Genomic DNA, 12421 nt, shown 5'->3' with positions numbered 1-12421 from the left:
GTGACTTGCATCACGAAATGAGGAGTAGTTCGTGCGAACACGCGCTTACCAGCATTCGCTCAGCGGCAGCACGCTGCCGCCGGGGGAGACTCTGCTCAGAGTCTCCGACCTGTCCTTGCGCTTCGGCGGCGTCAAGGCTCTGACTGACATCAACATCAATGTGGAATCAGGCAACATCCACGCCGTCATCGGCCCCAACGGGGCGGGAAAGTCGTCGCTGCTGAACTGCGTCTCGGGTTTGTACAAGCCCACCGAGGGCACAGTGACGCTTCGTCAGCAGGCCAAGGGCCGACAGGGCCTGAGCCCCGAAGGGGAGGCCGGTGAGATCGACGAGAAGGTCGTCTCCCGGCTGGCGCCGCACAAGGTCGCCAGACTGGGGGTGGCACGCAGTTTTCAGAACATTGAGCTGTTCGATCAGCTCTCAGTTTTGGACAACATCATGCTCGGCCGCCACATTCACCTGCTGAAGGACCCGTTCATGGCGATGTTGTGGTTCGGCCCGGCCAAGCGCCAGGAGATCCGCCACCGCGAACTGGTCGAAGAAGTCATTCACCTGCTCAAACTTCAGGAGTACAGGAACCAGCCGGTGGGTGCACTCTCCTACGGAATTCAGAAGCGGGTCGAACTGGGACGCGCACTGGCGATGCAGCCAGCCCTGCTGCTTCTCGATGAGCCCATGGCGGGCATGAACTCCGAGGAGAAGGAAGACATGGCCCGCTACATCCTCGACATCCACGAACTGGCGGGAGTCTCGGTGGTGCTCATTGAGCACGACATGAACGTGGTGATGGACATTTCCGACCGCGTCACCGTGCTGGACTTCGGCAAGATCATCGGCGACGGCACACCTGCGGAGGTGATGGCGAATCCGCGAGTCGTGGAGGCGTACCTGGGAGCAGGTGATTGATGATGAGTTCCACAGCAGAAACCACTGTGGCACCTGAAGCGGCTGTTTCAGGGTCCAGCGCAACGATGACCATGCCGCAGCTACTGGACGGCCTGGCTCGGACTCATTCCTCCAGCGTTGCCATGCAGGAGAAGCGCTACGGCATCTGGCAGCCCACCACCTGGGAGCAGTATCGCCAACGGGTGCGCGATTTCGCCCATGGTCTGGCCGAAATGGGCGTCCAGCGCGGAGAGATCATCGCAGTGCTTGGCGACAATCGGCCCGAATGGCTCATCGCTGAACTGGCCGCCCAGTCATTGGGCGCCTCGGTGGTCGGGATCTACCCGACCTCGATCGGATCCGAGCTGGAGCACATCATCAGCTCCGCCAACAGCCGCATTGTGGTCGCCGAAGACCAGGAACAGGTCGATAAGCTGCTGACCCTGGTCGAGGACCACCCGGAGGTCGGCGTCGAGCGTGTCATCTACTACGACCCGCACGGCTTGGAACAGTACACAGAGCCGCTCCTGCTGGAGTTCACCACCGTTGAAGATCGCGGAGTGGCCTGGGGCAACGACCATCCTGGCTGGCTGGATGAGCAGGTTGGGGCCGGAAGCCCCTCTGACACAGCGGTCATCTGCACCACATCAGGAACCACCTCGAAGCCGAAGCTGGCCGAACTCTCGCACGCAAACCTGCTGTCGATGGCTGAGAATCTGGCCGCAGCCGACCCCATCAGCAATAGGGACCGATACGTCTCCCTGCTGCCGTTCGCCTGGATCGGTGAGCAGATGCTGGCTGTGGCCTGCGGACTGGCGTTCGGGGTGACGATCTCCTTCCCCGAGGCGGCCTCAACCCAGAAGTCCGATATGCGCGAGATCGGCCCCGACTTCATGTTCGCGCCACCGCGGATCTGGGAGTCGATGCTCACCGAAGTCCAAGTCAGGATTGACGAGTCCGGTCCGGTGAAGCGCTCGCTGTTCGGGTGGGGATACGACGTCTCGGACCGAGTGGCCGCACTGCAGACCCAGGGCAAGAAGCCCGGGGCCTGGTTGAAGCTGCTCAACCTGTTCGCCAACGCGGTGGCCACACGCCCGGTGCGCGAACAGTTGGGACTTACGCGGCTGAAGCGCTGCTACACCGGCGGTGCGCCCCTGGGTCCGGACGTGTTCCGTTTCTTCCACGCCATCGGGGTCAACCTCAAACAGATCTATGGTCAGACAGAGATCACCGGCATCGCCGTGGTGCACCGCAACGATGCGGTGAAGTTCGAGACCGTGGGCGTGCCCATCGAATCCACCGAAATCGACTTTGGTGGGAACTCCGAGATCATGCTGCGCTCCCCCTCAGTGTTCAAGGGCTACTACCAGAACGCCAAAGCAACCTCTGAGGCCATCACCGAGGAGGGCTGGCTGCACACCGGAGACGCGGGATACCTCGACGACGACGGCCAGCTGGTGGTCATTGACCGGCTCAAAGATGTGCGGACCGCTCCCGACGGAAGCCTGTTCTCCAACGCCTTCATCGAGAACAAGCTGAAGTTCTCCCCCTACATTGAGGAGGCGGTGGTCTTCGTCGACGACGCCCCGGCAAGCCCCGAAACCGGTGAGGCCTCGCGCGGGCTCAGCGCAATCATCACCCTGGACCCGACGACGTCTGGGGCATGGGCCGAGCATGAGCGACTGTCGTTCACCACCTACGCCGATCTTGCCGCCAAACCGGAGGTCTACCACCTCATCGCCACCGAGATCGCCACCGCCAATGCCGATCTCAGCGAAGGTATCCGGGTAGGTCGATTCGTGCTGCTGCACAAACAGTTCGACCCCGACGACGACGAGATCACCCGTACCCGCAAGGTGCGGCGCAACGTCGTCGCCGACCGCTACGCTCCGGTGATCGAGGCGCTGGCCAATGAGGAGGACAGCGTGACGATCACCTCTGCGGTGACCTACCAGGACGGCTCTGTCGTTGAGCGCCCGATCCCGCTGCGGATCTTCGACCTGAACACCTTCACGATTCCCACCGGCGCCAAGCAGCGCAAAGTATGGAGTGGACGCCCATGACTCAGTTCCTCGTACTCCTCATCTACGGGCTCTCCGAGGGCGCGATCCTCGCGCTGGCGGCCCTGGGCTTCGTGCTCATCTACAAGGCGACCGGGGTGATCAACTTTGCCCAGGGCGAGTTCCTGCTCATCGGGGCCTACACCTTCTACACCGCCTTCGTGATCTTTCAGCTGCCGATACTTATCGCGCTGCTGGTCGGGGTCGTCGTCGCCGTCGTCGTGGGTGTGCTGGTGGAGCGACTCATTCTGCGTCCCATGGTGGGGCAGAGCCACATTTCCATCATCATGGTCACCATCGGTCTGGCAGCGGTGCTCAGTTCGATCGTGCAGATGTTCTTCGGGACCCAGCCCCGCGCCATGCCCAACCTGTTCCCGACCGGCTCGGTGGAGATCCTCAACGGATCGATCCCCGCCAACCGGCTGTGGACGCTGCTGGTGGCTGCAGTGGTGCTGACTCTGCTGACCGTGTTCTTCCAGAAGTCCAAGCACGGGATCGCCATGCGCTCTGTCGCTGATGATGAGCAGGCAGCCATGACGGTCGGCATCTCGGTGCGGCGCATCTTCGCGATGTCCTGGGGCCTGGCAGCGGTGAGCGCACTGATCGCCGGCGTTCTGCTGGCGGACCTGACCACTGTGGAGATGGGCATCGTGAACTTCGGTCTGCTGGTCTTCCCGGTGGTCATCCTGGGCGGTCTGGACTCGGTGCCCGGAACCATCGTCGGCGGTCTCACGATTGGGCTGGTCACCCAGTTCACGGCCGGATATCTCGATCCCGGACTCGCTGGGGTGGCTCCCTACATTGTGCTGGTGCTGGTCCTGCTGGTCCGCCCGTACGGCATCTTCGGCGAGAAGCGAATCGAAAGGGTTTGATGGCTATGGCAGCTGTAGAGACAGGGCGCTATCACCGCTCCTACGCTTCGGAACTGCGACTCTGGAACACCACCCCGCAGAGGGTGCGGATGATCGTGCTGGCAGTGGTGCTGATCGTTCTGCCGCTCGTGCTGGACAACTATTGGATGGCGCTGGTCAACACTGCGCTCATCGCAGCGATCGGTGCGATCGGACTCAACGTCCTGGTCGGCTTCACCGGCCAGATCTCCCTGGGTCAGGGCGGATTCTTAGCCGTGGGGGCCTTTACCTCCGCCATCCTCACTGACCGGGCGGGGGTTCCCGCCCCGCTGTCCATCATGGGCGCGGTGCTGCTCACCGCCGCAGTGGGGATGATCTTCGGGCTTCCCGCGCTGCGGCTGAAGGGCCTGTACCTGGCCATCGCCACCTTGGCCTCACAAACGGTCATCGTCTTCGTGGTTCGACGCTGGGACTGGCTCACCGAGGGGGAGGGGTTCGTCGACGTCATGCGATTGGAGGTCTTCGGATTCAGCCTCAGTCGAGCAAACTTCGACCAGCAGTGGTACATCATCCTGGCGGTGATCACCATCCTGGCCGCGCTGACCGCGACCAACCTCTTCCGCACCGGAGTAGGCCGGTCGTTCATGGCGATTCGTGACCAGGACATCGCGGCCTCAGCCATCGGGGTGAACCTGACCCGAGCAAAGATCACCGCATTCGGGGTCTCGAACGGCTTTGTGGGCCTCGCCGGTGCGCTGATGGCTCACTACACCGAAATCATCTCCTGGGAGAGGTTCACCCTCGATGTGTCGATCCTCTACTTGGCGATGATCATCGTGGGGGGACTCGGCTCCGTCGCCGGGGCGATCTACGGGGCCATCTTCATCACCTTCCTGCCCGTCTTCAGCCGCATGCTCGCCGATGAGCTGGGAGGTGTCGCCCCAGTGCTGAGTGACCAGCTGCCGGCCTTTGAGCACGCGATCTTCGGGCTGACGATCATCATCTTCCTCATCTTCGAGCCCAAGGGGCTGAACAGGATATGGCAGCGGATCAAGGAGTACTTCAGATTCTGGCCCTTCCGATACTGACCGGGCACCGGTCACCACCATCTTCGCCATCACCCACACATTGAAGGAGCAGCAATGAAAACCCCACGACACCTGAAAGTAATCGGCGCACTGGCGGCCGGATCGTTCGTGCTCAGCGCCTGCGGAGGCGACGATGTCACCTCAGCCGACTCCGATGCCCCGATCAAGATCGGCGGCATCATGGACGAGTCCGGGGCCACCGGCGACGTCGGCGCCCCGTACAGCGATGGGGTCGCCGCCTACGTCGACTACATCAACGAGGACGGCGGAATCAACGGGCGCGAGATTGACGCTGACCTCAACGACTACGCCTACGAGATTCCGCAGGCCGAGGACCTCTACCGCCGCTATGTCAGCGACGGGGTGGTTGCGGTGATGGGCTGGGGCACCGGCGATACCGAGGCGCTTCGGACCAAGGTCGCCAACGACGAGCTGCCCTTCATCTCAGGGTCCTTCTCCGAGGATCTGACAGACATTGAGTCGTCCCCCTACAATTTCCTGATCGCGCCCACCTACTCCGATCAGATGCGGATCGCCCTGAATTGGGTCGCCGAGGAGTCTGGCGGCGGGGCGGAAGTGGCCGTGCTGCACAACGACTCCCCCTTCGGCACCTCACCGGTGAGCGACGGCGAGGCATGGATCGAGGAGCAGGGATTCGACATTGAGTACTCCGCGCATCCGATCCCGTCGGGCACCACGAACTTCGCCGGGCTGCTGAGCCAGGTCAGCAGCGCCGACTACATCGTGGTCCAGGACGTCGCCGCTCCGTGCTCGCAGCTGGCCCGGGACATCGAGAACCAGGGTGGCGACCAGACGATCATCGGACTCAACTGGTGCTCCAGTGAGCTGTTCATCACCTCCGCCGGAGAGGCCGCCGAGGGCCACATGATGATCCAGCCGATCGCCCCGCTCGCGGCCGAGAAGCCGGGTCACGAGCAGATCGTGGACTACGTCGAGGCCAATGGGGAAAATCCTGACGAGAAGGTGGTCAGCTACGTGCAGGGTTGGTATGCCATGCACATCATGGCAGAGGGCATCCGCCACACCTTAGATGAGGGCAATGACCTCACCGGCGCCAACATTCGCGAATCGCTGGAGACGATGGGGCCGATCGAGACCGGCGAGGTCATCGGTGAGGGCCCGGTGGAGTTCAGCACCGAATCGCACCGCGGCTCCTCATCCTCGGGCATCTACACCGTGGAGAACGGTGAAATGACAGAGGTCGAAGCCGGAGTGCAGCCATGAGCGCACAGACTGTGACAGCCGGGCAGCGCCCCGGGTCGCCTCAGGCGCAGAGCCTGCTCTCGGTCAACAACATCGAGGTGATCTACGACGACGTCATCCTGGTTCTGCGGGGGCTGTCCCTGGATGTTCCAGAAGGCAAGATCGTGGCGCTGCTCGGCTCCAACGGAGCGGGGAAGTCGACGACGCTCAAAGCAGTCTCCGGTCTGCTCCCCAGTGAGCAGGGCGAAGTCTCTTCGGGCTCGATCATCTTCGACGGTCAGGACATCACCAAGATGGACGCCGCCGAACGGGTCAAGCAGGGGCTGAGCCTCTGCATGGAGGGACGGCATGTCTTCCCGCATCTGACGATCGCCGAGAACCTCCAGGCCGGGGCCTACACGCAGCGCAGCAGCAACGAGCAGCTGGACTTCGTCTACGAGTTCTTCCCCCAGCTGGCCGCGATCCGTTCGCGCACCGCAGGCTTCCTCTCCGGCGGAGAGCAGCAGATGTTGGCGATCGGCCGGGCCCTGATGGCCCGACCGAAGCTGCTGATGCTGGATGAACCGTCCCTGGGGCTGGCACCGCTGCTGGTGGAGGAGACGTTCGAGACCATCGCTCGGCTCAACGCCGAGACCGGGCTCACCGTGCTGGTGGTTGAGCAGAACGCGAAGGTCGCGCTGAAGGTCGCTCACCACGGCTACATCATGGAGCAGGGCAGGATCATGTTGGAAGAATCCGCTGATGCTTTGGCGGAGAATCCCGATGTGAAGGAGTTCTACCTGGGGATGACTGCCGACGGTCAGGGCAAGAAGAGCTATCGCGATGTCAAACACTATAAGCGCCGCAAACGGTGGCTCTGAGAGAAGGTGGAGACTATGGGTGAGAACAGCCAGCCCCGCGCCTCATCGGCAGGGCACCCACAGGGGCTCTCCGGTCTGTTGGGTGAGCTCGTCGCTGAGGACCCATCGTTGGCGCAGCGATTCGCCGATGCGGGCCTCGATGCGGCACAGGTAGCTGATATTCGGCAGCTCGACGCACTGGCCGTCCAGCCCAAGGACGACCTGGTGTCAGCACGCGCGGCCCACGGGCGCCGCTGGACCCCCCAGCGGATTTTTCAGTCCCCCGGGCCCATCTACGAGGTGCAGCCACCGGGGGAGGACCCATGGCGGTGGGCCCAGGCGCTGCGCAGTGCCGGCTTGCAGCCAGCAGACCGGGTGATCAACTGCTTCGGATATCATCTCTCACCGGCCGGGGCGATGTTCGACGAAGCTGTGGTCGCTGCCGGGGCCACTGTCCTGCCGGCCGGCATCGGCAGCCAGCAGCTGCAGGTCCAGGCGATCCAGGACTTGGACGTCCGCGGATACGTGGGGCTGCCCAGCTATCTCAAAGCGCTGATCGACATCGTCGCCGAGGCTGGCGGGACTCCGGCAGACTTCCCGGTGCGCTATGCGCTGGTGACCGCAGAGCCGCTGCCGCAGGACCTGCGCAAGGTCCTGCAGGAATGGGTGCCGACTGTGCGCATGGCCTACGGCTCAGCAGAGGCCGGACTGATCGCATACGAGGACGGCTCCGGCCCCGGAATGGTCGAAGGCGACGAGATCGATGTCCAGGTGTGCGACATCAGCACCGGTGCTCCGTTGGCGACCGGTGAGGGGGAGGTGGTGGTGACCCTGGCGCGTCGGGCTGCACCTCTGCTGCGATTCGGCACCGGGGATCTCTCTGCGTGGGTGACCGATGAACATGGTGCTGTCGTCACGGACGACCAAGGACGTCGACGACTGACGGGAATCTTGGGCCGCAGCGGCGAAGCGACCAAGGTGCGCGGCATGTTCCTACACCCTCGCCAAGCGGCAACGGCGTTGGACGGCGTCGAGGGACTGGCCGAGTTCCGTTTCGTCATCACCCGGCAGAACCACCGCGACGAGGTGAGGTGCGAATACGTCAGCACCTCAGGCGCGGATCTCGACGAGGTGCTCAGCGAACGCATTCGCGCAGCGCTGCGCTTCAGCGCCGAGGTTCGGCAGGTAGCCGAGCTGCCGGCCGATTCCCCGCTTCTGGCCGATCAGCGCTCTTGGGACTGAACGAATCCTTGGGCGACCACGCGGATCGAAGAGGAGGGCCGGGCGCAAACCCGGCCCTCCTTCAGCTGAGCGACCAGTACGATGGCACCCAGTGCAGGCGGCTGTGCCGCCGTGGTCAGCAGACCATCATGAGCGCAATGCCCTGAGGCACTGAGAAACGGCCCCGGCTGCGAGGTAGGAGACTCCAATGGACACGCTCATCACGGTAGGAGTGGTCGCCGCCGTCGCGATCATTGTCCTGCTGATCGGCTACATCATGTTTCGCCGTTCTTACCGGGTGGCGGCACCGAACGAGGCACTGGTCATCACCGGGCGGTCCCAACGCCGGGGCGCAGAGGGTGACATCGACTTAGAAGCCGCCTCACGCGTCGTCGTCGGGGGCCGCGCATTCATCCGTCCCCTGTTCGACAGAGCTCATTCGCTCTCACTGTCATCGCGGCAGATCAGCATCCAAATAGAGGCGCTGAGCTCCAACAGCATCCCGCTGAAGCTGCGCGGGGTCGCGCAGATCAAGATCGGCGAATCGGTCGATGACGTGCGCAAAGCTGCCCAGCGGTTCCTGGACCAGCAGGCTGAGATCGACAACTACTCCGGTGAGGTCCTTTCGGGAACCATGCGCTCGGCGGTGGGCACGCTCACGGTGGAGGAGGTCCTGAAGGACAGGAAGACCTTCTCAGAGCGGATTCAGCACGATGCGCGCGAGTCGATGAACAACCAGGGTCTGGTGATCGACACCTTCCAGATCATCTCTATTGAGGACGACCAGGGTGAGTATCTTCGGGACCTGGGGCGGCCCGAGGCAGCGGAGGCGGCCAAACGCGCCTCGATCGCCGAGTCAGAGGCAGAGCGTGAGTCGACTCAGGCTCAGAACTCCGACGCCGAATCCGTCGCAGAGTCGAATAAGGCGCTTGAACTTCGACAGGCCGAGATTCAGCGTGAGACGGCTCGTCAGAAGGCCGAGGCTGAAGCCGCAGATGAGTTGGCCCGCACCGAGCAGCAGCAGCGGATCCTCGACGAGCAGCAGAAGATCGCTGAGGCCAATAACGACCTGCGCGAACGTGAGCTCATCGCCGAGGTGCAGAAGCCGGCCGACGCCGAGCGCTATGCCACCGAGCGGCGTGCGGATGCTCAGCGCTATGAGCGGGAGCAGAGCTCGCAGGCTGAGCTTGCCGAGGCCCGCAATGCTGCTGAAGCAGTTCAGGAGCAGGGCAGGGCCGATGCCAGCGCCATTGCGGAGAAGGGCCGTGCTGAGGCCGAGTCGGTGCAGGCATCGGCGGAGGCCTATAAGCAGTTCAATGAGGCTGCGGTGCTCTCCCAGGTCCTGGAAGCGCTGCCGAAGGTTGCCCACGAGGTGTCAGCCCCCTACAGCAGCATCGAATCCCTCTCCGTGGTCTCCTCCGACGGTGAGTCCAAGCTCAGCCAGAACGTCTCCTCAGGCATCGCCCAGACCTTCGACATGGTGAAGTCGACCACTGGACTGGATCTGCACCAGTTCATCTCTGAGGCCATGCGAACCAACAACGACGCCGATACCGGTGAGCACAAAGCTCACCTCGGCGGACCGAAGGAGCCGAACAACGACGACGGCAGGACCGAGCAGCCGGACAAGGCGTCCGACGTCGAGACTGGGTGAGACCAGCGTCATGAGTTCAGCGTCTCAGCACGAACCCAAGCTCCATCGGCCCGTCCCAGTAGTCCGAGTCCTCGGTGACTGAACACTGAGTGATCGCGGACACGCGTTCGCAGAACGTCTCCAGGGCGGCTTCGGTGCCTCCCAGGACCATGACGCCGTGCTGTTCGTTCAGCGCGCCGGAGACCTCGGTGTTTCTGCTGGCGGCCATCAGCCGGTTCCGCTGGTTTCCGGTCAGCTTGTTCAACTCGTTGATCAGGAACGTCCTGCGCACCGGCAGCCCGTCTTCGGGCAGCCGGCGGACCACCACTTCTTCAGCGGTTCGGTTCCGCAGGGGCGCTGTGGTCGCTTCGAGGTTGATCGACAGGGTCTGAAGTCCTGCCACCTCGAGCCGGCGGGAGTCGGGGAAGTGCGCATCCACAATGGCGGCGGGGATGTCGCGTCCGGTGCCGTGAGTCGGGTACATATTCAGACCGATATGTGGGCGGTCATTGAGCTCGATCACCACGTAGTCCTCGCCGTGGGGCTTGGCGGGGTCGTAGAGAATATCCACCCCCGCGGTCACCACTCCGTCTATCGCTGCGACGCTGCGAACGGCTGCCTCCTTGATGTGATCTGGCAGCACCTCGGTCTGGTCGTGGAAGTCTCCGCCCGCACTGGCATTGGCCTTGCCCCGCAGCCGCAGGTGGACACCAGCTTGGAGAACTGAGTCGTAGGTGTAGCCCTGCCAGCCGATGTAGGAGTCGACTTCGTAGTCGCGTGCGATCGGTGCCTGCCCCAGGTAGGGGTTGCTGCTGCGGTCTTGGTTCTTCTGGTCGATGAGCTCATCGATGGTATGCCGACCGTCTCCGACCACATGGGCCGGAACCTTCACGCCGACCGCGACGGCTTCGTCTCCGACGACGTAGACCCGATGGTCACCGCCCTCGAAGTGCTTCTCCAGCACGAACTCACGAACCTGGAACTCCTCGGTGAGCCACTGATAGCCGGTGCGCAGCTCCTCCTCATCAGCGATTCCAGCCAGCACACCTCGGCCCCGGGACCCTCTTCTGGGCTTGATCACTACCGGATATCCCACCTGATCAGCCGCTTCTGCCACCTGCGCGAACGATGACTGGGCCGACTCAAACGGAATCGACAGCGGACACGCGACCTCTGCCGCCCGCAGGGCTTCGGTGGTCGCGTACTTGTCGTGGGTCAGCCTGACCGCGTCGTCGGCTGTGAGTGTGCTCGGTCTGGAAAAGTTGAAGTCGATGCCTCTGGCGCCGTCGTGGATCTCAAACCTGGCAAGGCGCGGGTCCTTGAACGTGACCCGCAGTCCTCGACGCCACGCTTCCACGGCGATGCAGTAGCTGGAGAGCAGACTGTTGCTGCGGTAAGCCTCCCGTACGACGGCGGGTTGGAAATGATCAGGCCACGAATACGTCATCTGTGAGGACTCCTCTGCTCGGCCCGCGTCAGCCATTGCACACCATCACACTTCCTCCCGCACCTTGACGCTTGCCGAACGAGGTGTGGTCAGGGGCCTGGCGTCTGGTGGGTGCGGATTCCAGTGATGCGTGCCCTGCGCCTTGGATCAGTTGTATCGTTAGGCTGAGACTCCTCAACCACCGACCTGATGGAGGCTCCAGTGGCGGATACACCGACCGACGTGACAGTCAATGCTCCCCGGCGTCCGACTTTCACTGTTGCTGGCCTGTGGACAGATGTGCTGGGTCGGCTGGGGGTCCGAGCGCTGCAGCTGCTGCTGGTCGGTGCTGTGGCCGGTCTGCTCATCTTCGCCCTGCTGCGCCTGACGGTAGTGGTCATCCCCGCTCTGATCGCCATCATCCTTGCCTGCGCCCTCTGGCCCCTGGTCAGACTGACGCGCCGGGTCATGCCCAAGATGCTCGCCGCATGGACGGTCTTCCTCGGCTCCCTGCTGGTGCTCGGGGGAGTGGGGACCGCTCTGGTCTTCTCCGTGATCAATGAGTGGTCGACCCTGGTGGACCAGGCGGTCCAGGGCTTCAATGAGCTGCGCCAGGTCGCCGAAGACATCATGAGCACTATGGGCATCACCATCGATCAGCAGCAGATTGATGGGGCCATCGACACGGTCACCTCCTTCCTGACCAGCTCCCAGTTCGGCACCGGCGCGGCAATGACGCTCAGTGCCGCAGGCAGCTTCATCACCGGTTTGGTGCTGCTGCTGGTGATGCTGTTCTTCTTCCTCAAAGACGGCGACCGCATCTGGGCGTTCTTCATCTCGTGGACACCGCTGCACTTTCGCGATAACTGGATCGCTTCAGGCGATAAGGCGATGCAGACCTTCGGCGGCTACATCCGCGGCACCGCCATCATTGCGGCGGTCGATGCCGTGGGCATCACCATCGCCCTGCTGGTCCTGCAGGTGCCACTGGCACTTCCGCTGGGTGTGGTCGTCTTCCTCGGCGGCTTCATCCCGATCGTCGGCGCCACGATCGCCGGAGCCCTAGCAACCCTGGTGGCCCTGGTCGCCAACGGTCCGATCGTCGCAGTGATCGTGCTCGCCGCTGTCATCCTGGTCCAACAGTTGGAAAGCAACTTCCTGCAGCCGGTGGTGATGGCTCAGACGCTGCATCT

At 63.3% G+C, this 12421-nt stretch carries 10 protein-coding genes; 9 read left to right on the top strand and 1 reads right to left on the bottom strand.

Annotation, left to right across the window (positions count from 1 at the left end; all coding sequences use genetic code 11):
* The first annotated feature begins 31 nt into the window (after positions 1-31).
* From FHX47_RS09225 to FHX47_RS09190, 8 genes are all read left to right on the top strand, one after another.
* Positions 32-907 carry an ABC transporter ATP-binding protein gene (locus FHX47_RS09225; RefSeq protein ID WP_343064359.1) on the top strand — a complete coding sequence of 292 codons (876 nt, stop codon included), beginning with the start codon at positions 32-34 and terminating at the stop codon, positions 905-907.
* Positions 908-909: 2 nt separating this feature from the next.
* A complete protein-coding gene (locus FHX47_RS09220) occupies positions 910-2949 on the top strand; it encodes an AMP-binding protein (protein ID WP_246328150.1) in 2040 nt (679 codons plus the stop codon).
* A complete protein-coding gene (locus FHX47_RS09215; RefSeq protein ID WP_183358645.1) occupies positions 2946-3818 on the top strand; it encodes a branched-chain amino acid ABC transporter permease in 873 nt (290 codons plus the stop codon). The genes FHX47_RS09220 and FHX47_RS09215 overlap by 4 nt, the downstream gene beginning before the upstream one ends.
* Positions 3819-3823: 5 nt before the next feature.
* The gene (locus tag FHX47_RS09210; protein ID WP_183358644.1) at positions 3824-4885 is read left to right on the top strand and encodes a branched-chain amino acid ABC transporter permease; all 1062 of its coding nucleotides are present in this window, start codon (positions 3824-3826) and stop codon (positions 4883-4885) included.
* A 54-nt stretch (positions 4886-4939) separates the two neighbouring features.
* Entirely contained in the window at positions 4940-6130 is a 1191-nt protein-coding gene (locus FHX47_RS09205) for an ABC transporter substrate-binding protein (protein ID WP_183358643.1), read from the top strand.
* Positions 6127-6969 (top strand): ABC transporter ATP-binding protein, encoded by an 843-nt coding sequence (locus FHX47_RS09200; protein WP_183358642.1) that lies wholly within the window; start codon positions 6127-6129, stop codon positions 6967-6969. The genes FHX47_RS09205 and FHX47_RS09200 overlap by 4 nt, the downstream gene beginning before the upstream one ends.
* A 15-nt stretch (positions 6970-6984) precedes the next feature.
* A complete protein-coding gene (locus FHX47_RS09195) occupies positions 6985-8190 on the top strand; it encodes a phenylacetate--CoA ligase family protein (RefSeq protein ID WP_246328149.1) in 1206 nt (401 codons plus the stop codon).
* Between the two features lie 187 nt (positions 8191-8377).
* On the top strand, positions 8378-9823 hold the full coding sequence (locus FHX47_RS09190) for a flotillin family protein (protein ID WP_183358641.1): 1446 nt from the start codon (positions 8378-8380) through the stop codon (positions 9821-9823).
* Between the two features lie 16 nt (positions 9824-9839).
* On the opposite strand, the gene FHX47_RS09185 is transcribed toward FHX47_RS09190, so the two are convergent.
* A complete protein-coding gene (locus tag FHX47_RS09185; protein ID WP_183358640.1) occupies positions 9840-11249 on the bottom strand; it encodes an ATP-grasp domain-containing protein in 1410 nt (469 codons plus the stop codon).
* Between the two features lie 201 nt (positions 11250-11450).
* Between FHX47_RS09185 and FHX47_RS09180 the strand changes: the two genes are divergently transcribed.
* A partial coding sequence (locus tag FHX47_RS09180; protein ID WP_343064358.1) for an AI-2E family transporter occupies positions 11451-12421 on the top strand: 971 nt, incomplete at its 3' end.

The sequence above is a fragment of the Garicola koreensis genome (assembly GCF_014195445.1).
GTDB classification, from domain to species: domain Bacteria; phylum Actinomycetota; class Actinomycetes; order Actinomycetales; family Micrococcaceae; genus Nesterenkonia; species Nesterenkonia koreensis.
Note: the sequence above shows the minus strand (reverse complement) of the source record. Positions and strands in the feature narration are given on the sequence as shown.